Below are 22,668 nucleotides of genomic sequence, written 5' to 3' on the forward strand. Positions count from 1 at the left end.
AAGAGTTAGAATAGAATTTATGAAAAAGGTTTATTTAGCTAATAAAAAAATTAAAATTCAGATTCCTCTTCTTCCTTATTTATTATCGGCGCAGGCGTTTTGATGGCTTCAGCAGTCTTAGGAACTGTCGTAGTGAAAACCTTTGCGGGTATTACTGGAATTGCTTTAGGTTGTATTGGATAATAAATTTCCGTAACCCATTTTGAAGGATTTTTAATTTCGGTTTTGCTTATGGTAAAATTCTCAACATGAGAAAAAGTTGGGTCAAGAGTAATTCGATTAGTATTAATGTGTGTTTTAGCTTTATCTAAAGCTTTTTTTGTATGCGAATAATCTCCAGTTAAAGTTGTTTTAATGGCGTCAAATGGTTCCATTTTTCCTGTTAAAATATCACTTCCTGAACTTGTTAGAATTTGATTTTTTATAGGTATACAAAAGGATAATTTAGTCAATCCATTTACTGTATCGTAGGTGTGGTAAATTATAAATGGCTTTCCGTTTAATTCGATATTATTTTGTTTACAAAAAGCAATTATTTTTGGAAACACGATTTGGGAGTTTTTAGTTACCTTAGAAATCTCACTAGTAAAAGTCTGTCTCAAGTAAAAAGTGCCAAGTTTTTTTACTAATCCGTTTACTTTAACAGTATGTGTATTAATTTCGAAATCAAGGTTTTTATCTAAATTAGCTAAACTCTTTTCATACATTTCTTCCATTATTTTATGTATTCCCCCATTAAAAGTAGAGTAAACTTTCATGGTGAAACTCATTTTACCAGTATTTTTCCAGGTTACTTTTGTTCCGCCTATTGTATCTTTAAAACTCCACAACACAGATGATGAAGTTCCATCTAAATTCATTTTTTGAACAATACTGTCATTTTCTTTTACTGAAAGAGTCATGATATCACCGCTACTTTCTTTGCCTTCCCAAGAAAAGTTAGCACCGGGACCAGTTGTTTTTATTGCATATCTAATTTGCATTGCTGGATCATCAAGAACCCAAGAACTAAAATCTTCCCAGTTTCTATAATCATTAACAAAATTAAATACAGTTGATTTAGGAGAATTTATGATTTGACTTCTTTCTACGGTAAAATCTCCTTTTTGAGTTGCCACAAAAATGGATAACGCCACAAAACTTAGCAATAGTAAAAGAAATAAGTATTTTAAAATCCTCATAATATACAGGTTTGTTAATTTTTGTAAAGTTAAAGGTTTTATTTACAAGTCATCGAAAGTGTTAAATAAATATGGATTAATTTATAAATCAATCGTATTTTACACTATGTTAATGTGCAAAATTATAGATGATTTTACAATTTTCAATTGTTTGTATCTGATGCTTTTTTGAAGAAAACTAGGTAAGAATTGTAATTTACTTTGTCAAGTATTTTAAAAACTAGCGTTTGAAAAATACTTTTATCAAAAACAGAATCCCAATAAAAACCACAAATCCTATTAGAATTTTGTAATTCCCTTTATAAAATTCTTTGTGGATTTTTAAATCTTTTCGATAGGCATAAATTGCAGCAATAACAAAAGCAACAAAAAATAATCCTGCAAACACTAATTGACCTTGACTAAACATAGTATAAATTATTTCCAGCAAATTTAGTTAATAGTTTAGAAATAGTTGCTAATTTGCCTTTTCATTTAACAAAATAAAATATGCAAAAACAGATAAACTCAGTTAAAGAATTTCACACGGCTTTTGAAATAGGTCATAGTGAAATACCTAAAGCTAATTTAGGTGAAAGCAAACACACACTTCGTTACAACTTAATGAAAGAGGAAAATGAAGAATATCTTGAAGCAGTTCAAAACAATGATTTAGTAGAAATTGCGGATGCATTGGGTGATATGATGTATATTTTGTGCGGGACCATTATAGAACATGGTTTGCAACATAAAATAGAAGCAGTTTTTGATGAAATCCAACGAAGTAATATGAGTAAATTAGGCGAAGACGGAAAGCCTATTTATCGTGAAGATGGGAAAGTCATGAAAGGGCCAAATTATTTTAAACCTGATTTTTCAAAAATAATTGAAGAATAAACTGTGGCGTACAAAGTTTTTATTTGATCATAAACTATGCTATAAAAAAAGCGATTTTCAACTTGAAAATCGCTTTTTTAAAATTATGTAATATTGGATTTATATTTTAACAGTCCATCCAAAATTATCTTCTTCCAATTTATTTTGAATATTTTCTAATTTAGTTTTAAGTTGTAAAGCCATTGTAAATTCAATCTTCGGTAATTCATAATATACATCTTGATAAGAAAATCCAGAAATAACACTTACTACAGCAGCAGTTCCAGCACCAAAAATTTCTTTCAAAGATCCGTTTTTAGCAGCTTCAACAAGTTCAGATACTAATACAGAACGTACTTCTACTTGTATACCAATACTTTTTGCTAGATCAATAAGTGTTTTTCTAGTCACACCATCAAGAATTCTTTCGCTTACCGGAGCAGTTAGTAATGTATCGTTTATTCTAAAAAACACATTCATTGTACCCGCTTCTTCCAGTTTAGTGTGTGTTGCATCATCAGTCCAAATTACCTGTTGAAAACCTTCTTTATTGGCTAGATTAGTTGGGTAAAATTGAGCTGCATAATTCCCAGCAGCTTTTGCAGCTCCTATTCCTCCATTTGCAGCTCTACTGTAATGTTCTGCTATAAGAACCTTTACTTCACCAGAATAGTACGAACTAACAGGTGATAAAATAATCATGAATTTGTAGTTATCAGAAGGATTAGCAATAACTCCAGTACCAGTTGCAATCATAAATGGTCTGATATACATGGCATTTCCTTTTCCTTTTTTTATCCAAGCTTCGTCTAATTGCAACAATTGATTTAAACCGCTCATAAATATATCTTCGGGAACTTCTGGCATAGCCATTCTTACTGCCGAGGTATTAAAACGCTTGTAGTTTTCATCAGGTCTAAAAAGCCAAACGTCATCATTTTCATCTTTGTAAGCTTTCATACCTTCAAAAATTGCTTGACCATAATGAAATACTCTTGTAGATGGGTCTAACAAAAAAGGTGCGTAAGGTTTAATGACCGGTTTTTGCCATTCCCCGTTTTTATAATCACATTCAAATAGATGATCTGTAAAAACAGAACCAAAGCTTAAGTTTGAAAAATCAACCTCGTTTATTTTTGTAGAGGAAGCTTTTATTGTTTCAATTTTGTTAGTTTGAGTAGTACTCATAGTAATATATTGTTTTTTGGTTTTTTTTTTAATGACAAACTGGAACTTAATAAAAAAGACTTTTGTTTTATAAGTTGCGGTTTAATCTTTGCAAAATTAAATAAAAATCAACAAAAGACTTGTCAAAAAACTTTTAATTATTGTATGTAACTAAGATTTGTTTGCATTTTAGACAAAACAAAAAAATTATGGCCAATTCTATTGATTCTACAATAAATTTAAATTTTTCAGAGTCAAACGTATTAGATTTTGATTAATTTTGGACATCAATTACAGTTTTTAATTCACAACAACCTCAAATTTCCAGTTTTGAAAAGAGAAATAATCCAAACACTTGATGGCTCAACGACCATTCACTTAGCAGATTGGGACGAATGTTATCATTCTAAACATGGCGCCATACAGGAAGCACAACATGTATTTATTAAAAATGGTCTTTCGTTATTTCAAAACAGAAATGTTTCTATTTTAGAAATAGGCTTTGGCACTGGTTTAAATGCCTTTATCACGTTGCTGGAGGCAAAAAAAATGCAGCAATCAATTGATTATGTTGGAGTAGAAGCCTATCCAATTTCGGTAGATGAAGTTTTACTGATGAATTATGTTACAGAATTAAATGCAATGCCAGAAAGTGCAATTTTCGATAAAATGCATGAAAGTAATTGGGGAGAAAAAATTAATTTAAGAGATGATTTTTCACTTACGAAAAGGAAACAATTTTTTGAAGAAATTGACGATATTGATAGATATGATTTGATTTATTTTGATGCTTTTGGCTATAGAGTACAACCTGAATTGTGGAGCACTGCTATTTTTGAGAAGATGTATAAGGCGCTTAAAGCGAATGGTGTACTGGTTACTTATGCCGCTCGAGGAGTTGTAAAAAGGAGTATGATTGAAGTGGGCTTTACTGTTGAAAAACTTGCTGGGCCACCCGGAAAAAGAGAAATGTTTCGTGCTAATAAAGGGTGATGATTATTGTTTAAATCTCTTGTTTTCAATAATTTATTTGTTTTTTTTGTGCAAGTTTGATCATGTAAAATAAAAATAATTAAAACTAAGTTAAATAATGATGTTGTAAAAAATAAATATGTATTTTTACCACACTTTAGAATCAAAATCTAACTAAAATCAACGTTTACTATGTCAAAAATCATGTATGATTATACAAAATCAATTTTAGAAAGAGTGAGTTTTGATCCATTGCTTTTTTGCAAGGAATTAGAAAAAGCCATAAAAACATTACTACCATACGAAATGGAGCAATTGCGAGAATGGTTAATAAATTTTACCATTGGAAAACCAGAATTAAAACAATGTTTATTAATAGTAAATTCATAAAAAAAAGGAACCTCAAAAAGGTTCCTTTTTTTATTTTTTAGGAAGTGAGCTTATAATTTGTACATTTTGAAATACGATGGCACCTTTTATGACTCCTGCAATTGTATTTCTAAGAGCATCTATTATTTGTATTTTTAATTCGCTTTTAGGAAAAATTAAGCTGACTTCTCTAGCTGGTTTAGGTTCCTTAAAATGGCGCAGTTTTAATTTATCGGTTTCTTTCAAATCAAGGGTGTGCAAATAAGGAAGCAAAGTTGTACCCAAACCTTCATCTGCTAATTTAATAAGAGTTTCAAAACTTCCGCTTTCAATTTGAAAACGACTTGTTTCATTTTTAGTTACATTTTTACATAAATTTAAAATTCCATCTCTAAAACAGTGTCCGTCTTGCAATAGCAAAATTTCATCTAAGTTTAAGTCTGAAACCTCAATTTCTTCTTTCTGAAAATGATGGTGGCTTTCTGGAATGTATGCTACAAAAGGTTCGTAATACAATACAATTTCCTTTATTTTTTCTTCCATCAATGGAGTAGAGGCAATGGCGGCATCAAGATGACCATTGTTGAGTTTTATTATTATTTCGTCCGTATTCAACTCTTCGATTATGAGTTTTACTTTAGGATACTTTTTTATAAAATTATTCAAGAACATAGGTAAAAGTGTAGGCATAATGGTTGGAATTATTCCCAATCTGAATTCCCCACCTATAAATCCTTTTTGTTGCTCTACAATGTCTTGAATTCGATCAGCTTCATTGACAATATTTTTTGCTTGATTGACAATTTTTTGACCAATATCAGTGAGTTGTATTGGTTTTTTTGATCGGTCGAATATCTGAATGCTTAACTCTTCTTCTATTTTTTGAATTTGCATGCTCAATGTAGGTTGAGTTACAAAACATTTTTCGGCAGCTAGCGTGAAATTTTTGTATTCGGCAACAGCCAAAACATATTTTAATTGAGTTATTGTCATTTTTATAGTAATTTCTGATGCAAATATAAAAACAATCAATTTGACTTATAGTGTAAAGTGGTGTTTTATTGCGTAATTTTGTTTAAAAATTTAAATTGTGAAAACAAATATCTTAGGATTACCAATTAAAGAATCAGAATTGATTGTAAGTGAATTGAATATTTTGTTGTCTAATTTTCAAGTGTATTATCAAAATTTAAGAGGTATTCATTGGAATATAAGGGGGAAACGTTTTTTTGATTTACATGTTAAATTTGAAGAATTATATACTGATGCTCAAATTAAAATTGATTTAATTGCTGAAAGGGTTCTTACAGTAGGAGGAACGCCATTGCATACTTTTGAGGATTACATTAAAAACAATCAGTTAGTTGTAGGTAAAAATGTTTCAAAAGATGAGGAAGCAGTACATTTGATAGTTACGTCGTTGTCTCATTTGTTAAAGATAGAAAGAAAAATCCTGACGAAAACGGGTGAAATTAATGATGAAGGTACAAATTCAATGATGAGTGATTTTATATCAGAACAAGAAAAAACTATTTGGATGATGCAAGCTTGGTTAGAGGAAACCTTGTAAATTTATTGTCGAATTTTAAAAAACCAGATAAAATCGGATGATTTTATCTGGTTTTTCTGTTTTTTTTAATTTTATGAATTGAATATTAATACCTACTATTTTTATGTTCAAAACTAAAATTTAGGTAACAAACAAATTAAGAAATCAATGAGTAAATTAATTTTAATAAATAAAGAATTTAGTGAAATTCAAATAAGATAAACCCGAAAAAATATCAAGTTTATTAATATCCTAATTAATGATTAATTTGTCTAATTTTTCTTAGGACTGTTAAGAATAGTGTTTTTTAATAGTTATCCTTATCCAGATTTTCATTAAAGGTAGATGGCAATAATGTAGGTATAAATTTGATTAAAATAGGCAAGAGTAGACTTCCTCCTGGGAGCAAAAAAATAGTCAGGGACGGAATGGTTTTACAAATTTCTAACAATTGTTTTTTAACTTTTTTCTTTTCTTTTTCATCAAGATCTCTTCGGGTGGAATAAGCTAATAACACCATTAATTCTTTGCTTTGCACAATTTCCTTTATCAACCTATTTTTATTTCGGCTTATGAGCGTAACAACACTTTGAGTCGTTTGATCATAAAAATGCTTCATAGGATTTGAATAGTTGAAATACGGTATTTCTTTTTTATGTTTGGTTATAAATGCATCAGTGCTATCTATACTTTGCCTTACAAAATTATCTGAAATAGATACTGTTTCTGCCAATGTATGTAAAAAATAAGCTTCGTTATTCTCAATTTTGCCATCACTCCATAAAGCCATTCCAGCAATATCTATTAAATAATATTGTTCTAATTCATTCGTAAAATAATCTAATTGTAGTGTTTCCAAACTTTGTACAGAGATTCTGGAAAATTTACTGTACCGTATAGAAGCTTCAAATAGTTTTATTAATAAATCATCATATTGTGATTTTTTAGATTTAGTTTTTAAAGCTAGCGTCACAATATTTACAATTGTTTCTTCTATTTTCTTAAGATATTTTTCTGGTATTTCACCATGTATTAAGTATTGGCGAAAGGCCAAAACATCTATAAATAGTAAAGCATTTGTTACCAGATGTGAAAAATTTTTACTGATAATACTGTCATTCGTTTGAACACGCTCATCAATTATTTTTTCGAGTGTTAATGAAAGTGAATTTTTAGGAAGTATTTTTTTAAATAAATTGAAACCTTGAGGATTCATTTGGTTATAAAAAGTAACTGTTTGTTTGATGAAATTTTCAGAACTTATTTCGTTTTTGGTCAAACAAAAAACACCATATAAAGTATTTAATAATGCAACTTTAGAGATTTCCTCTTTAAACCAGCCTTTAGTTTCAATTGTATTTACGGTATCAAATGTAATTATGTGGCCATAAATAAACCCTGTATCTCTAACTTTTTGATAAAATGTATCAGTAGTTTTAGAAACCGTTTTTTCTGAAATTTTTTGTTCTATAAAAAATTTATCTATCCAACCTGATGCCGAAGGGTTAATCATTGCTTTAATTTGAAGGTACAAAGCTATACTTTTTTGCGATAGTTTTAACTGGAGCTTTTTAGTTTAACACACATACTACAATTAATTAGTATTGTTTTAATAGTTTTAAACAAGTTAAATTTAAATGTTATAATTTTTGATAAAAAAACACTCAGAATCAAACCTTTATTTATTTCAAATATGAATTAAATTTGTAAAATTGGATTTTGATGCAACAAGTGTTTTATAATAAGAAGCCCTGAATTGCAATAAAACAGGGCCTTTCAGGTATTTAAGAATTGAATAAAGCTTCAGCAGCATCCCAATTGATAACATTCCAAAAAGAAGCTATATAATCAGCTCTTCGGTTTTGATTTTTTAGATAATAAGCGTGTTCCCAAACGTCTAGAGCTAAAATAGGTCTTCCTTTTAATCCTTTACCTCGTAAACTCATTAATGGATTGTCTTGATTTGCTGTAGAACCAATAACTAATTTCCCATCTTTAACCACTAACCATGCCCAACCAGAACCAAAACGTTTCATAGATGCATCAGCAAATTGTTTTTTGAATTCATCAAATGATCCATAACTACTTGTAATTGCTTCGGCGAGTTTTCCTTTTGGCAAACCACCTCCAGCAGGCGAGAGTAACTCCCAAAATAAGGTGTGATTGTAATGGCCTCCCGCATTATTTCTAACAGCATCCGGAAACTGTGACATTTTTTCAAATATAGTTTCGAGCGAGTTAGAATATTCAATGAGCTTTTTATCTAGAGTTCCTATTGCCTTATTCAAGTTGGTCACGTAGGCTTGATGATGTTTACTATAATGAATTTCCATTGTAGTTTTATCAATATGAGGCTCAAGAGCATCAGTAGAATAAGGTAATTTAGGAAGAACAAATGCGCCTTCGATAGTGTTTTTATCTTCAATTTTATGTGTTACATCTTCAAGTAGGGAAGACGTAGTATTTGCAAAAGCCCCTTGTAATACGCTACTTGCTAATATAGTTCCTGTTGAAAGTATTGCCGTTTGTTTTAAAAAGTTTCTTCTACTGTTATTGTTTTTCATATCTAATGTCTTTATTCATTTACTCTATAAAATTATGGAAATACATTTCAAAAGGGGTTAAGAAAGACTTAAATTTTGAGATGTTTTAGGATTACAGGTTGTTGATATATGATTTAGTTTAAATTATGTAAAATTCATTTCTATTTTGTGTCGTACTTCTTTGTAATTTTGAAAATCAAATATTTGTTGTTAGCAACATCATTGTTAGATCTCAATTGAATATTTACATATACATTTTATTTAAATGAAAAAAAGAAAATTAGCTAAAGACGGCTGGAGTATTTTAAAAAGAACCTACGAAGAGTTTGAAAATGATAACGCTATAAAATTGAGTGCCTCTTTATCATATTTCACTATTTTTTCGTTACCGCCGTTACTCATTATTATACTTTCAATTTTTAGTTTTTTCTTTGGAAAAGAAGCTGTTACGGGGCGTTTTTTCGGACAAATAAACGGGATGGTTGGCAATCAAGCCGCTTTGCAAATTCAAGAAACAATTAAAAACATTGAACTTTCAGATAGTAATACTTTTGCTGCCCTCTTTGGTGGGATTATGCTCCTTGTTGGGGCATCGGGAGTCTTTGCTGAAATTCAAAGTTCTATTAATTTTATTTGGGGTTTACGAGCTAAACCTAATAAAGGTTTCATGAAGTTTGTTAAGAACAGATTGATGTCTTTTTCAATGATTGCATCGGTGGGATTCTTGCTCATGGTTAGTTTAATACTTAATACAATGATGGATGTAATCAATGCACGTTTGATTATTAACTTTCCGGATACTACCGTTTATATTTTTTATGTATTGAATATTATCGTGTTATTTATAACCACAACCATTTTATTTTCGGTGATTTTTAAAACATTACCGGATGGTGAAATTGTGTGGAAAGATGCTTTAATAGGTTCTGGTTTTACCTCTTTCTTTTTTATGATAGGAAAATTTGCAATAGGTTTTTACTTAGGAAGGTCAACGGTTGCTACTGTTTATGGTGCAGCAGGCTCTATTGTAATTATTTTAGTTTGGGTATACTATTCGGCAATCATATTATATTTTGGTGCCGAGTTTACTAAAGTATATGCGAATGCTCATGGCAATAAAATTGTCCCAAATGATTATGCGGTAGCTATTAAAGTAGAAGTAATAGAGGTGAATGAGGTGAAATAATTTTTTCGAATATTTATTGGAGCTTACTTTATTTAAATATCATTTTTAAGAAATAGTAGATTGTTTAAAAATAGTTTGCATTAAAAAACCGCCTTGTTTTTTTGCAGGTACAAGGCGGTTAAAAAAAAACTAAAAACTAACTTTTATTAGAAACAATATTCATTCTCTGCTACTAGTTTAGCAGTAATTGTTTCTCTTAATGCCACTACATTTGGCATGTTTGTGTATTTTGTAAAACGACGTAATCCCATTAACATCATACGTTGCTCATCACCTTCAGCAAAAGAAATAATACTTTCTTTTCCTTTTTGGTTTACAATATCAACGGCTTTGTATAAATACAGTTTAGCCATTGCAATTTGTTCTTGTACTTTATCTTCTCCTTCTTTTTTAGCCAATTTTTCAGTTCTTAATATAGTACTTTCTGCCATATAAACCTCAATTAGCATATCGGAAGCAGCCATTAATAATTGTTGGTGTGCATCTAAGTCCGCTCCAAATTTTTGAACAGCACTACCAGCAACCATCAAGAAAGATTTCTTCAAGTTTTTGATGATTTCTTTTTCCTCTGCAAATAATTCAGAGTAGTCTGGTGTGTCAAATGATGGAATTCCCATCAATTCTTCAGATACTTTCATAGCAGGTCCTAATAAATCGACATGCCCTTTCATTGCTTTTTTAATTAACATACCTACTGAAAGCATTCTGTTAATCTCATTTGTACCTTCGTAAATACGAGCAATTCTTGCATCTCTCCATGCGCTTTCCATTGGAGTATCCTCAGAGAATCCCATACCTCCAAAAATTTGAATTCCTTCATCAGAACAGTTTTGAACATCTTCTGAAACGGCTACTTTCAAGATAGAACATTCGATAGCATATTCTTCAACCCCTTTTAATTCAGCTTCTTGATGAGATGTTCCTTCTGCTTCACGTGCAATGATTCTGTCTTCAATATCTTTAGCTGCACGGTAAGAAGCACTTTCTCCAGCGTAGCAAGATGTTGCCATTTCAGCTAGTTTTGCACGAATAGCTCCAAATTGTGAAATTGCAGTATTAAACTGGATTCTCTCATTAGCATATTTTACAGATCCTGTAATCACTCTACGTTGTGCATCAAGACAAGCAGCTGCCAATTTGATACGACCTACGTTAAGTGCGTTCATTGCTATTTTAAAACCATTACCTCTTTCAGATAACATGTTTTCAACAGGAACTTTTGTTTCGTTAAAGAAAACTTGACGAGTAGAGGAAGCACGAATTCCTAATTTATGCTCTTCTTCACCCATCGAAATTCCGTTATCAGCTGTGTTTTCTAAGATGAAACCAGTAATGTTTTTATCATCACCAATACGGGCGAAAACAATAAACAAAGAACAGAATCCTGCATTCGAAATCCACATTTTTTGTCCAGTGATTTTATAATGTGTTCCATCTTCTGATAAAACTGCTTTAGTTTTTCCTGAATTTGCATCAGATCCAGCTCCTGGCTCCGTAAGGCAATAAGCACCAAACCATTCGCCTGAAGCTAATTTAGGAACGTATTTTTGTTTTTGTTCTTCTGTTCCGTATAAAGTAATTGGCATAGTTCCAATTCCTGTGTGAGCTCCAAAAGCAGTTGAGAACGATCCAGTTGCTCCAGAAATGTAATCACATACTAACATAGTTGATACAAATCCCATTCCTAATCCACCGTAAGCTTCAGGAACTGCAACTCCTAAAAGTCCAAGTTCACCCGCTTTTCTCATGGTTTCTTCCGTGTATGCGTAATCCTTTTTTTCAAAACGATCTTTGTGAGCCCACAACTCTTTGTCTACAAACTCTTTTACAGAGTCACGCATCATTAATTGCTCTTCTGTAAAATCTTCAGGTGTGAAAATATCTTCACATTTTGTTTCTTTAACTAAAAACTGACCACCACGGGTTACGTTTTTTTCAATTGTATCTGCCATTTTTTTATTTTTTAATATGTTTTTAATTTAAAATCTAAATCCTCAGCCTTGTCATTCCGACGAAGGAGGAATCTCAGTATAGTATTCCGTCTCTAATTTGTTATGGGATTCCTCCTTCGTCGGAATGACAAAAAAGGATGAATATTTTAATTATAACAACTCATAAATCCCCGCACTTCCTTGTCCAGTCCCAACACACATACTTACAATTCCGTATTTGCTTCCTCTGCGTTTCATTTCGTCAAACAATTGTACTGATAATTTTGCTCCAGTACATCCTAGTGGATGACCTAGTGCAATAGCACCTCCATTTACATTAATGATTTCTGGATTTAAGTCTAATTCACGGGTTACAGCTAATGCTTGAGAGGCAAAAGCTTCGTTTAACTCTATTAAATCAATGTCATTAATTGTCAAACCTGCTTGTTTCAGTACTTTTGGTATTGCTTTTACTGGTCCAATACCCATAATTCTAGGCTCAACTCCTGCTGATGCGAAATTTACCAAACGAGCAATTGGTTCTAAGTTGTACTCTTTTACCATTTCTTCGCTCATGATCAAAACAAAAGCGGCACCATCACTCATTTGTGATGAGTTTCCTGCGGTTACACTACCATTTGCTTCAAAAACAGGACGTAATCCAGCCAAAGCTTCTTTTGATGTACCAGCTCTTGGACCTTCGTCTTTGTTTACTACGTATGATTTGGTTTCTTTTTTCCCGTTTTCGTTAAGGAATGTTTGTTCCACTGTAATAGGAACAATTTGCTTGTCAAATTTACCATCAGCTTGTGCTTGTAAAGCTTTCATGTGTGAGTGATATGCAAACTCATCTTGGTCTTCACGAGATACTTTAAATTGTTGTGCTACCGCCTCAGCAGTAAGTCCCATTCCCCAGTAGTAATCCTCGTTTCCAGCTTTTGCAACAGCATAATCCGGAGTTGGTTTGTAACCTCCCATTGGGATAAAACTCATGCTTTCAGCTCCACCTGCAATAATACAATGTGCCATACCTGATTGGATTTTGGCAGTAGCCATTCCAATAGTTTCCAAACCAGAAGCACAATATCTATTTACAGTAACACCAGGAACGTCCTCTACTTTTAAACCCATTAACGAAATAAGTCTCGCAACGTTTAATCCTTGTTCTGCCTCTGGCATTGCATTTCCTACCATTACGTCATCAATGCGAGTTTTATCAAAATTTGGCAACTCATTCATCATAAATTCGATGGTTTCTGCTGCTAATTCATCAGGACGTTTAAATCTGAACACTCCTTTTGGGGCTTTCCCCACGGCTGTTCTGTATGCTTTTACTATATAGGCTGTTTTCATAACTAGTATTTTGAATTTTGACTCGTAAATTTTTAAACGATAATAAGTTTTAATTTATAAGTCTTAATTTATTGTTTAAAATTAATTTCTCAACGGTTTCCCTTTGGTCAACATAAATTGGATTCTTTCTAATGTTTTTCTCTCTGTACATAATGATAAGAAAGCTTCTCTTTCGATATCCAATAAATATTGTTCGCTAACTAGTGTTGGCTCAGATAAATCACCACCTGCCATTACGTAAGCTAGTTTATTAGCTATTTTTTTATCATGTTCAGAGATGTATTTTCCAGCTTCCATTTGATCTGTACCTACTAAGAACATCCCAAGAGCTTGTTTTCCAAGTACTTTTACATCCGTTCTACGTATTGGTTGTGTGTAACCAGCTTCGGCCATCAAGAGCGCATGTTTTTTTGCTTCTGCAATCTGTCTGTCTCTATTGATTACAATGATATCTTTACCATGTTGAAGTAATCCAGTGTCAAATGCCTCGTATCCTGATGTAGATACTTTTGCCATTGCGATAGTCAAGAAATACTCTTGCAATACATTTAACTCTACATCATTTTTATGGAATAAATCAGAGGCACGCATAGCCAATTCTTTAGATCCACCACCGCCAGGAATAACCCCAACACCAAATTCAACTAATCCCATATAGGTTTCTGCTGCAGCAACAACTTTGTCAGCATGCAAACTCATTTCGCAACCACCACCAAAAGTCATTCCGTGTGGTGCTACTACAACTGGAATTCCAGAGTAACGTACCCGCATCATCGTGTCTTGGAACATTTTGATTGCCATATTTAACTCATCATACTCTTGCTCCACAGCCATCATGAATATCATTCCAATATTGGCACCCACTGAGAAGTTAGCTGCTTGATTCCCAATAACCAATCCTTGATATTCTTTCTCAGATAAATCAATTGCTTTATTGATAGCTTGTAAAACATCACCACCAATTGTGTTCATTTTAGATTGGAACTCTAAATTCAATATTCCATCTCCTAAATCTTGGATAATTGCACCGCTATTGCTCCATACTTTTTTGCTTTCGCGAATATTATTTAGGATAATAAAGGCGTCTTGACCCGGAACTTTTGTTTGTGTTTTAGTTGGAATATTGTAGAAAAACGTTGCACCTTCTTTTACAGAATAAAAACTGGTATTTCCAGAAGCTAACATATCATTTACCCATGCAGCAGGAGCTAAACCTTCTGCTTTCATGATTTCAATTCCTTTTTCAACACCAATTGCATCCCAAATTTCAAATGGTCCATTTTCCCATCCAAAACCGGCTTTCATAGCATCGTCTATTTTGTAAAATTCATCTGCAATTTCAGGAACTCTGTTAGATACATAAGCAAATAATCCAGCAAAACTTTTTCTGTAAAATTCACCTGCTTTATCTTTTCCTTTTACAAGAACTTTAAATCTATTAATTGGTTTATCAATAGTTTTGGTAAGTTCCAGTGTTGCAAAAGATGCTTTTTTAGCAGCTCTGTATTCTAGCGTATCTAAATCTAAGGTTAATATGTCTTTACCTTCTTTTTTATAAAATCCTTGACCTGTTTTGCTACCCAACCATTTGTTTTCCATCATGGTGTTTACAAATGCAGGAAGTTTAAATAAGTCGTGTTGCTCATCATTTGGACAGTTTTCATAAATACCATTGGCAACATGAACCAAAGTATCTAAACCTACAACATCAACAGTTCTGAAGGTAGCCGATTTTGGACGACCAATAACGGGTCCAGTCAATTTATCAACTTCTTCAATAGTAAGTCCCATTTCTTTTACCAAGTGAAACAAACTTTGGATTCCGTAAATACCGATTCGGTTTCCAATAAACGCTGGAGTATCTTTAGCCAAAACCGAAGTTTTCCCTAAAAATTTCTCTCCGTAAACCGTAAGAAAATCCAAAACCTCTGCACTAGTTTGTGGTCCAGGAATGATTTCAAATAATTTTAAGTAACGCGCTGGGTTAAAAAAGTGGGTTCCACAGAAATGTTTTTGAAAATCTTCACTTCTTCCTTCACTCATAAAATGAATTGGAATTCCAGAAGTGTTAGAAGTAACCAATGTTCCCGGTTTTCTAAATTTCTCAATCTGTTCAAAAACTAATTTTTTAATATCAAGTCTTTCTACAACAACTTCAATAATCCAATCTACACCAGCAATTTTTGCCATGTCATCTGTTGTATTACCAGTTGAGATGCGGCTTGCAAATTTTTGACTGTAAATAGGAGAGGGCTTTGATTTTAAAGCTGTAGCTAAACTATCATTTACCAATCGATTTCTAACAATTTTACTCTCTAGGGTGAGTCCTTTTTTTGCTTCGGCATCGGTCAGTTCTCTTGGGATAATATCCAAAAGCAATACTTCAACTCCAATGTTAGCAAAATGACAAGCAATTCCAGATCCCATAATTCCGGACCCTATTACTGCAACTTTTTTGATGGTGCGTTTCATACGTAGTTTATATTTGTTTTTTTATTTGTAATGACTGGTTATTATGATGATGCGTTAATTTCTAATACGTTTTCATCAGTATCTATTTTTTCAGCAGAAACTTCTCCTGCGTGTGTATTGTGAAATATATTTTTTTCAACAATGAGTTCATTAATCACATCAGCTACTTCAATAAAGTGTTGTAACTTTTCTTCAGATATAGATTTTCGTACCGCATCATTAAATTTAAGTACTGTGTTTTTCGAAAGCTCTCTTTTTTCTTTACCAAAATCCGTTAGATAAATCAATACGCCACGGCCATCCTCTGGGTTTTTTTTGCGTATTATCAATTCTTTTTCCTCCATAGATTTTAGCGTTCTTGTTAGGCTTGTAGCTTCCATTCCCATTTTAGGCCCTAATGAAGTCGATGGCGTTCCACCTTCCTTATCAATACTCAATAAAGCGAAACCAGTAGCCATGCTTGCATCGTATTTCGACGCTTCTTCATTATACATTCTGGCCACTGCTTGCCAGGTGGCACGTAAAATATAATCTATCGTTTTATCTTTCATAAGTAACTATATCGATTTCAAATATAATAAAAAATACTATGCACGCATAATATATTGAAATATTTTTTTGTTAAAATGAATTAAATATAATAAATATTGGCTGAAATAGAGGGTTTTAGAACTTTTTTGATGAGAATTAAAAATTTTAGGGCGTATCCCTGCGGGTCGGGCTGTACGTTGTATCTTTTATAAATTCCCAATCCCGAGGCTTCGGGATTAGAATTTATAAAAGGATGCCACTTCAATCCCTTACGCTAATCGTGCTAAGGAGAATGATTGGGGATTTAGTCGTAAGATCTGCTAAAGAGATGCTTCCATCGTCAGCATGACAAGATTGGCGATAATTATTTTGAATAATTTATCAATAGATGTTCCTGATCGTTAATTGTTCTATCGAAAAAGAATTTAAACTCAAAAGAATTAGTCAGGTCGCTAGATTAATTTTAGATGAAAAAATCATAAAAAAACCACGAAAATCAATTCGTGGTTTTTTGTAAACTAAATATTTTTTCTAAGACTTTTTAAACTCCCCACTATCCACGTCTTTCAAGAACTTAATCACGCCCGGAAAATAGGTTTTTGGGTCATCGTATTGCGAAAGGTGGCTTCCGTTAGGACAAAACAAGAAACGTCCGTTTTGGACTTCGTTTGCAATCCATTTCATGTGTTCGGGATCCATTGTGTCGTATTTAGAACCAATACTCAATGTAGGAATAGTCAAAGTTTTTAGTCTGTCTTTGACATCCCAATTTTTGAGAGTCGCATTTCCAGTGATGCCAAATTCACTGTGACCTTGCATAAACACATATACATTAGGATTAATGTGCTTGAAACATCTGTTGATGGATTCTGGCCATTCTTCGAGAGGCATTCTCAAAATGTGTTCCGTGTAGTAATGTTTGAAAAGTAATTCGCTGTATTTTGGATTGTCGAAATCATTGTTTTTTTCGATATCCTGCAATTGCTTCAGGATTTTAGGATCCATTTGCGGTGCCAGAACGTCTTTTGCGTAAGCGTTATATTCTGGAGCACTCGCCATCATATTCGAGATAATCAAGCCTTTCAGGTTTTTTTGGTATTTCAAAGCGTATTCCATGGCTAGGATTCCGCCCCAAGATTGTCCCATCAGGTAAAAATTAGAATTGTCTAATCCTAATGCGATACGTACTTGCTCGACTTCCTCCACAAAACGTTCATTGGTCCATAAACTATTGTCGTTAGGTTGGTCGCTATAATACGATCCTAATTGGTCGTAATAAATGTATTCAATACTTTCGTTAGGGAAGTAACCGTCAAACGCTTCATATAGTTCATGCGTTAAACCTGGACCGCCGTGCAACAACAATACTTTAATTTTAGGATTGTTGCCCACTCGTTTAGTCCAGACTTTAAACGTACCTTTTGGTGTTTGAATCGGAATCATTTTGATGCCTCCAGTCAGCTGGTCATCCCGTTTTGAAAAGTCTAAATAATTTGCTTTTATGGAATCTTCCTTTGGTTTTTCTTGACAATTAGAAAAAAAGAACACGATTAAAACGGAGCAAATCAAGACTTTTAGTTTCATAACAGAGTGGATTTATCAAAGACTAATTGTAGATTTTATGGAATAAATCAATGTATTTCTCCATAACTATTTTTCGTTTCAATTTTAGAGTAGGAGTAAGTTGTCCGCCTTCAATAGACCAAATATCCGGTGTCAATTCAAAACGTTTGATTTTCTCCCAATTTCCAAATTTTTCATTTAGGCTTTCTATTTCCTCTTGAATTCTGGAAATAACTTTTTCGTTTGAAACGATTTCTGAATTGCTTTTTCCAATATCGATTTTGTGGATAATCGCCCATTCTTTGATAAAATCAAAACTAGGCTGAATAAAAGCTGCAGGCATTTTTTGTCCATCACCAATAACCATGATTTGTTCAATGAAACGCGATTGCTTCATCGTATTTTCGATTAATTGTGGCGCGATGTATTTTCCTCCTGAGGTTTTGAACATTTCTTTTTTACGATCAGTGATTTTTAAGAATCCGTCTTCGTCAAAAATACCAATATCTCCTGTGTGGAAAAATCCGTCCGTGATCACTTCGTTTGTCATTTTTTCGTCTTTGTAATACCCCATCATCACGTTTGGTCCTTTACACATAATTTCTCCATCTTCTGCAATGATTACTTCCACATTATCGATAACTCTACCTACCGTTCCCACTCTAAAACCGCCATTTCTAATGTCATTAACTGAGATTACAGGGGAGGTTTCTGTCAAACCGTATCCTTCCATAACGGGGATTTCGGCAGCGGCAAAAATTCGAGCTAATCTAGGTTGCAAAGCAGCGCTTCCCGAAACCATTAAATCTAAGTTTCCGCCTAAACCTTCTTTCCATTTGCTGAAAATTAGTTTACGCGCAATTTTAAGTTGAAACTCGTACCAAAATCCATTTTTGCCATACGGTTCATAATTTAACCCAAGGTCAACTGCCCAAAAGAACAATTTCTTTTTGATACCTGTTAACTCCGTTCCTTTAGCATAGATTTTATCATATACTTTTTCTAAAAGTCTTGGAACAGCTGTAATTACTGTTGGCCTTACTTCTTTTATATTATCACTAATTTTATCGATTGATTCACCAAAATATACTGAAACTCCATAATATTGATATAAATACAAAATCATTCTTTCAAAAATATGGCAAATTGGAAGGAAACTTAACGCACGGGTTTTACCTGCTTCAAAAGGAATTCTTGAAGCACTGTCTAATACATTTGACACAATATTTTTGTGCGAAAGCATTACACCTTTTGGCCTACCTGTTGTTCCGGAGGTATAAATTATAGTTGCTAAATCTTCTGTTTTTACATTATTTTTACGGTCTTCAACTTCTTGTTGATTGCTTGTGTCAACCCCAAAAATCAATAATTCATTCCAGTTTTTACAACCTTCAATTTCGTTGAACGAATAGACTTCTTTAAGTTTAGGTACTTTATTTTTGATCAAATTTACTTTGCGCAGTACTTCGGCATCCGATACAAAACAATAGATTGCACCAGAATGATTAAGAATATATTCATAATCATCTTCGGAAATGGTGGGGTAAATAGGAACAGTTTGAGCACCAGTTTGCAATACTCCAATATCCATAATATTCCATTCAGTTCTATTATTAGTAGAAATAATGGCAATTTTATCGTTTTTTTGAACGTTCATTTTTAAGAGCGCCCTCGAAACAGCATTAGCTTTAGCAATATATTCTTGAGTAGAAGTTTTTATCCAAACCCCATTTTGCTTTGTTGTTAAAGCATCTGGAATTGAAGTGTATTTATCTTGTTGATAATAAGGAAAATCAAAAAGTCTGGTTATGGAAGTCATTATTAGAAATTTAAATTGATTCGCAAATTAATTAAAAAAAAATAAAAATTATTAATTTTCAGAAATTAAATCAGAGTTATTTCATTTAACTAATCATATGATTAAAATCATTTTCTTGGATTGATGTTAACTAAGCTGATTTTAAGTAAAAATTTTTCAATCTTATTAATGTTAATAAGTAGCAAATCTTTCTAAGTTATTTCTTTTGCGGCATAATATATTCTTTGACTTCGAGCTAATTTTAAAGGTATTCATCATAATGATAAATGAGAAAAGAAGACATTTATCTTAAAAAAAAATATGATATTGGTTGGCTAAAAATTTCAGTTTTTATTTTTAAAGACACCTTTTTATTTAAAATATTCTAAATATGATGAACGATTCTTTTTTAGACGCTTATTTGTAGATTTCAAATATTAATGTTTTTGTTTATTTCTTAAAATTCCACCGCTGGTTTCTTTGATATATTGAATAAACATAAAAGCTTTGGGGTCTATTTTTTTTATATCTTCTTTGATTCTCAGCAGCTCAAGTCTAGTTACTACAGTGATGATAATGTCACAATCTGTTTTTAATTCAAAAGTATCAGGCAAATAACCTCGTTCTCCTTTAATTATAGTGATTCCTTTCCCAAATTTTTTCACTATCAAGGCTTTAATAATTTCACTTTTGGACGAAATGATATGCAAAGAAGTATATTGTTCAAGTCCGTGTGTGATATAATCAAGTGATTTTATTGCTGAAAAATAAGTGACAATAGAATACAAAGCAGTCCCGATGCCGAAAGACCAAGCTGCAGCCAAAAATAATAGGGAATTCATCGCAAAGATAACTTCAGATACATTGAGTCCGATTTTTCGGGTAGTTAATAAAGCCAGAATTTCTACACCATCAGCAGTGGAGCCGCTCCGAATGCACAAACCCATCCCAATCCCAATAAGGCAACCACCAAACAAAGCAATCAAAAGTCGATCTGTGGTAACAGCATCAATTTCTATAAATGTCATACTTGTGGCCAGCAATAAAAAAGTCATCAAACTTTGTATGGCAAATGTTTTTCCCAATAGTTTTTTTCCTAAAAATAAGAACGGTAAGTTTAAACCTAATACAAGAATTCCAAAGGGCAAATTAGTTATTTCATGAATTAGTATCGAAATTCCAATAATACCGCCATCTAAAAACTTATTGGGTATCATAAATCCCTTTAATGCCAATGTAATAAATACTACGCCCACTAAATTTAGAATGATATTTTTTGGATGAAATATTTCTTTCCAGTCAATTGGTTGGTGTTCAATATTCATAAAAAAGAATTTGGATTAAAATCGTCTAAATATACTACTTTATTTTAAAAATATTTGGTATATTTACCTAGTAATTAGATTGTTACCTCCAAATCATGATTCCCTGGCATCCCCAGCCATTTTTAAATTATAGTTTTCTGAATCAGAATTTATTAACCTTTTAATACAGAAATCATGGCAAAGCCTGTAGTAATCACGTTGACTGTTCAAGCCGCAACACTTTATGGATTGAATGCACCCTCACAATCTCAAGTTGATAATTGTTGCACATTATCCGATAATAATTCCGGGAGTTCTCAAAATGAAACTTTAGAAGATTTTAAGTCGTTTGTATTTATCAATAACAATGTTAGGTGGGTTGGTGTTTCAGAAGATTCAGGATATTCTGTGGCAATTGACAGCATTGTTTATAAGTCTAAATCCAATAATGTTAATTTTTTTGACAATGCTATTATTTATGGTTCAGGAGGGAGGTCTGGAAATGCATCTGCAAATGTCAAAAACGATCCTAATCTAGTCAATCAATTGGATATTTATAACATTAATTTTAGTGTTTATGATTCCGGTAATTTATTTAAATCATTTAACATTGACCCCAAATTAGCCATAAATCCATAATGGAATTGATGTTTAAATATTCTTTTAAAGTCTTTCTTTTAGCTTTTTTTATGAACTTCAATATTCTAGCTCAAGAGCAAAAAGTAGCAGATAGCCTTGTGAAAATTTATCAGAAAGGGAATATTAGCAATGCTGAAAAATTAGAATTACTCCGAAATTTATCCTTTAACGAAGTAAATAATCTCAGGTTGTCTTTAAGATATGCTGAGGAACTTATTGTGGTGGCTAAGTTAGAAAACAATTATTTATACCTGCACAGGGGATATTTTCAAAAAGGAAATAAACTCAGACTATTAGGAGATTTAAATAAATCGTTAGATGCTTTTTACAAAAGTGAAGCTGCAGCAAGTAAAGCAAAATTCAGAGCTGGTCAAGGAACGGCTTATTCATCTATTGCGGATGTATACTCAGTTATGGGAAACTCTAAAAATGCTTTTTTATACTATAATAAAGCAATCAAATTATTAAGAAAGTCGGATAATTCTATTGGCTTGGCTTCAGCATTATTAAATTCGGGTGATGAGTATTTTAAAAACAAGAAATATGATTTAGCATTAAGGAATTTTAAAGAATCGAGTGAAATTTTCAAGAAAGCCGATTATTTGATTGGTACTGCCTATAATTTAGGAAATATAGGAATGGTCTATGCCGAACAGGGAAAGGACGCTTTAGCCTTGAAATACATCAGTAGAGCTATAAAAATTCTAGAAGAACTAAAGGATTATTATGCAATTTCAGATTATTTGACATACATGTCAGCTATTTATTTAAAACAAAATAATCAGGCTTTTGCTCTTAAATATGCAATGCGAAGCTTGGAATTAGCACAAAAATATGGTTTGAAAGACCAAATCAGTAACTCAAACCTTAAACTTTCAGAGCTGTATCAAATTTCTGGAAATCAAGTTGAATCTTTTAAGCATTTTAAGAATCATATTCTATATCGGGATAGCGTCACCAATTTAAAATCGGTTCAGCAAATGGCTGATTTACGTACAAATTTTGAAGTTTCTAAGAAACAGATAGAAGTAGATTTGCTCAATCAAGGAAAAAAAAACAGACAGATTATCACTATATCATCAGCGATTACATCGATACTAGTTTTTTTACTCGCTTTTGGAATGTTCAGAAGGTATAAATTCATAAAGAAAACTAATATTACCCGTTGGGTGAAATTAAATTAAGGAAAAAAATCGGGGAAAGATATTGGTCAAGATACTGAAATTCAGTATCTTGAAGTTGCAAAACAAACCAA

General features: G+C 32.3%; 20 protein-coding genes. 7 read left to right on the plus strand and 13 right to left on the minus strand.

Going from position 1 to position 22,668, the window contains the following annotated elements; translation table 11 throughout:
- Positions 1-50: 50 nt before the first annotated feature.
- Both DFR66_RS10105 and DFR66_RS10110 read right to left on the minus strand, forming a co-directional pair.
- Positions 51-1,181, minus strand: a complete 1,131-nt coding sequence (locus DFR66_RS10105) for an SRPBCC family protein (RefSeq protein ID WP_114754723.1) — start codon at positions 1,179-1,181, stop codon at positions 51-53.
- Between the two features lie 220 nt (positions 1,182-1,401).
- Entirely contained in the window at positions 1,402-1,590 is a 189-nt protein-coding gene (locus DFR66_RS10110; protein WP_114754724.1) for a hypothetical protein, read from the minus strand.
- A gap of 80 nt (positions 1,591-1,670) precedes the next feature.
- Here DFR66_RS10110 and DFR66_RS10115 point away from each other — a divergent pair, with 80 nt between their 5' ends.
- A complete protein-coding gene (locus DFR66_RS10115; RefSeq protein WP_114754725.1) occupies positions 1,671-2,057 on the plus strand; it encodes a pyrophosphohydrolase domain-containing protein in 387 nt (128 codons plus the stop codon).
- A gap of 99 nt (positions 2,058-2,156) precedes the next feature.
- Here DFR66_RS10115 and DFR66_RS10120 read toward each other — a convergent pair whose 3' ends face one another.
- A complete protein-coding gene (locus DFR66_RS10120; protein ID WP_114754726.1) occupies positions 2,157-3,224 on the minus strand; it encodes a branched-chain amino acid aminotransferase in 1,068 nt (355 codons plus the stop codon).
- 309 nt (positions 3,225-3,533) lie between these two features.
- Between DFR66_RS10120 and mnmD the strand changes: the two genes are divergently transcribed.
- Together mnmD and DFR66_RS10130 are read left to right on the plus strand one after the other, a co-directional pair.
- A complete protein-coding gene (mnmD, locus tag DFR66_RS10125) occupies positions 3,534-4,196 on the plus strand; it encodes a tRNA (5-methylaminomethyl-2-thiouridine)(34)-methyltransferase MnmD (RefSeq protein ID WP_114754745.1) in 663 nt (220 codons plus the stop codon).
- Between the two features lie 171 nt (positions 4,197-4,367).
- Positions 4,368-4,565, plus strand: a complete 198-nt coding sequence (locus DFR66_RS10130) for a hypothetical protein (protein ID WP_114754727.1) — start codon at positions 4,368-4,370, stop codon at positions 4,563-4,565.
- Between the two features lie 30 nt (positions 4,566-4,595).
- On the opposite strand, the gene DFR66_RS10135 is transcribed toward DFR66_RS10130, so the two are convergent.
- Entirely contained in the window at positions 4,596-5,537 is a 942-nt protein-coding gene (locus DFR66_RS10135; RefSeq protein ID WP_114754728.1) for a LysR substrate-binding domain-containing protein, read from the minus strand.
- A gap of 97 nt (positions 5,538-5,634) precedes the next feature.
- Between DFR66_RS10135 and DFR66_RS10140 the strand changes: the two genes are divergently transcribed.
- Positions 5,635-6,114, plus strand: coding sequence for a Dps family protein (locus DFR66_RS10140; protein WP_114754729.1), 480 nt, complete (start codon positions 5,635-5,637; stop codon positions 6,112-6,114).
- 286 nt (positions 6,115-6,400) lie between these two features.
- Here DFR66_RS10140 and DFR66_RS10145 read toward each other — a convergent pair whose 3' ends face one another.
- The gene (locus DFR66_RS10145) at positions 6,401-7,606 is read right to left on the minus strand and encodes an LETM1-related biofilm-associated protein (protein ID WP_114754730.1); all 1,206 of its coding nucleotides are present in this window, start codon (positions 7,604-7,606) and stop codon (positions 6,401-6,403) included.
- 271 nt (positions 7,607-7,877) lie between these two features.
- A complete protein-coding gene (locus DFR66_RS10150) occupies positions 7,878-8,501 on the minus strand; it encodes a superoxide dismutase (RefSeq protein WP_242008666.1) in 624 nt (207 codons plus the stop codon).
- A gap of 400 nt (positions 8,502-8,901) precedes the next feature.
- Here DFR66_RS10150 and DFR66_RS10155 point away from each other — a divergent pair, with 400 nt between their 5' ends.
- Positions 8,902-9,822 (plus strand): YihY/virulence factor BrkB family protein, encoded by a 921-nt coding sequence (locus tag DFR66_RS10155; protein WP_114754732.1) that lies wholly within the window; start codon positions 8,902-8,904, stop codon positions 9,820-9,822.
- A 146-nt stretch (positions 9,823-9,968) separates the two neighbouring features.
- Here the strand turns inward: DFR66_RS10155 and DFR66_RS10160 are convergent, their stop codons facing one another.
- The 7 genes from DFR66_RS10160 to DFR66_RS10190 form a co-directional block, all read right to left on the minus strand.
- Positions 9,969-11,774 (minus strand): acyl-CoA dehydrogenase family protein, encoded by a 1,806-nt coding sequence (locus tag DFR66_RS10160; protein WP_114754733.1) that lies wholly within the window; start codon positions 11,772-11,774, stop codon positions 9,969-9,971.
- A gap of 150 nt (positions 11,775-11,924) precedes the next feature.
- The gene (locus DFR66_RS10165; protein ID WP_114754734.1) at positions 11,925-13,106 is read right to left on the minus strand and encodes an acetyl-CoA C-acyltransferase; all 1,182 of its coding nucleotides are present in this window, start codon (positions 13,104-13,106) and stop codon (positions 11,925-11,927) included.
- Between the two features lie 81 nt (positions 13,107-13,187).
- Entirely contained in the window at positions 13,188-15,578 is a 2,391-nt protein-coding gene (locus DFR66_RS10170) for a 3-hydroxyacyl-CoA dehydrogenase/enoyl-CoA hydratase family protein (protein ID WP_114754735.1), read from the minus strand.
- 41 nt (positions 15,579-15,619) lie between these two features.
- Positions 15,620-16,129 (minus strand): MarR family winged helix-turn-helix transcriptional regulator, encoded by a 510-nt coding sequence (locus tag DFR66_RS10175; protein WP_242008663.1) that lies wholly within the window; start codon positions 16,127-16,129, stop codon positions 15,620-15,622.
- Positions 16,130-16,640: 511 nt separating this feature from the next.
- A complete protein-coding gene (locus DFR66_RS10180; RefSeq protein WP_114754736.1) occupies positions 16,641-17,693 on the minus strand; it encodes a proline iminopeptidase-family hydrolase in 1,053 nt (350 codons plus the stop codon).
- 22 nt (positions 17,694-17,715) lie between these two features.
- Positions 17,716-19,491 carry an AMP-dependent synthetase/ligase gene (locus DFR66_RS10185; protein ID WP_114754737.1) on the minus strand — a complete coding sequence of 592 codons (1,776 nt, stop codon included), beginning with the start codon at positions 19,489-19,491 and terminating at the stop codon, positions 17,716-17,718.
- A 416-nt stretch (positions 19,492-19,907) separates the two neighbouring features.
- Positions 19,908-20,795 (minus strand): YitT family protein, encoded by an 888-nt coding sequence (locus tag DFR66_RS10190; RefSeq protein ID WP_114754738.1) that lies wholly within the window; start codon positions 20,793-20,795, stop codon positions 19,908-19,910.
- 174 nt (positions 20,796-20,969) lie between these two features.
- Between DFR66_RS10190 and DFR66_RS10195 the strand changes: the two genes are divergently transcribed.
- Both DFR66_RS10195 and DFR66_RS10200 read left to right on the plus strand, forming a co-directional pair.
- Entirely contained in the window at positions 20,970-21,413 is a 444-nt protein-coding gene (locus tag DFR66_RS10195) for a hypothetical protein (RefSeq protein ID WP_114754739.1), read from the plus strand.
- A 50-nt stretch (positions 21,414-21,463) separates the two neighbouring features.
- On the plus strand, positions 21,464-22,597 hold the full coding sequence (locus DFR66_RS10200) for a tetratricopeptide repeat protein (protein ID WP_242008664.1): 1,134 nt from the start codon (positions 21,464-21,466) through the stop codon (positions 22,595-22,597).
- Positions 22,598-22,668: the final 71 nt, after the last annotated feature.

This window comes from Flavobacterium glaciei (genome assembly GCF_003350545.1).
Lineage (GTDB): Bacteria > Bacteroidota > Bacteroidia > Flavobacteriales > Flavobacteriaceae > Flavobacterium > Flavobacterium glaciei.

Bases quoted from the DNA above. Each gene is read 5' to 3' on its own strand.
- DFR66_RS10195 (WP_114754739.1), top strand. From the start codon at position 20,970: ATGGCAAAGCCTGTAGTAATCACGTTGACTGTTCAAGCCGCAACACTT.
- DFR66_RS10175 (WP_242008663.1), bottom strand. From the start codon at position 16,129: ATGAAAGATAAAACGATAGATTATATTTTACGTGCCACCTGGCAAGCA.
- DFR66_RS10120 (WP_114754726.1), bottom strand. From the start codon at position 3,224: ATGAGTACTACTCAAACTAACAAAATTGAAACAATAAAAGCTTCCTCT.
- DFR66_RS10185 (WP_114754737.1), bottom strand. From the start codon at position 19,491: ATGACTTCCATAACCAGACTTTTTGATTTTCCTTATTATCAACAAGAT.
- DFR66_RS10115 (WP_114754725.1), top strand. From the start codon at position 1,671: ATGCAAAAACAGATAAACTCAGTTAAAGAATTTCACACGGCTTTTGAA.
- DFR66_RS10165 (WP_114754734.1), bottom strand. From the start codon at position 13,106: ATGAAAACAGCCTATATAGTAAAAGCATACAGAACAGCCGTGGGGAAA.
- DFR66_RS10105 (WP_114754723.1), bottom strand. From the start codon at position 1,181: ATGAGGATTTTAAAATACTTATTTCTTTTACTATTGCTAAGTTTTGTG.
- DFR66_RS10110 (WP_114754724.1), bottom strand. From the start codon at position 1,590: ATGTTTAGTCAAGGTCAATTAGTGTTTGCAGGATTATTTTTTGTTGCT.
- DFR66_RS10190 (WP_114754738.1), bottom strand. From the start codon at position 20,795: ATGAATATTGAACACCAACCAATTGACTGGAAAGAAATATTTCATCCA.
- DFR66_RS10200 (WP_242008664.1), top strand. From the start codon at position 21,464: ATGAACTTCAATATTCTAGCTCAAGAGCAAAAAGTAGCAGATAGCCTT.
- DFR66_RS10135 (WP_114754728.1), bottom strand. From the start codon at position 5,537: ATGACAATAACTCAATTAAAATATGTTTTGGCTGTTGCCGAATACAAA.
- DFR66_RS10130 (WP_114754727.1), top strand. From the start codon at position 4,368: ATGTCAAAAATCATGTATGATTATACAAAATCAATTTTAGAAAGAGTG.
- DFR66_RS10145 (WP_114754730.1), bottom strand. From the start codon at position 7,606: ATGATTAACCCTTCGGCATCAGGTTGGATAGATAAATTTTTTATAGAA.
- DFR66_RS10180 (WP_114754736.1), bottom strand. From the start codon at position 17,693: ATGAAACTAAAAGTCTTGATTTGCTCCGTTTTAATCGTGTTCTTTTTT.
- DFR66_RS10160 (WP_114754733.1), bottom strand. From the start codon at position 11,774: ATGGCAGATACAATTGAAAAAAACGTAACCCGTGGTGGTCAGTTTTTA.
- DFR66_RS10170 (WP_114754735.1), bottom strand. From the start codon at position 15,578: ATGAAACGCACCATCAAAAAAGTTGCAGTAATAGGGTCCGGAATTATG.
- DFR66_RS10155 (WP_114754732.1), top strand. From the start codon at position 8,902: ATGAAAAAAAGAAAATTAGCTAAAGACGGCTGGAGTATTTTAAAAAGA.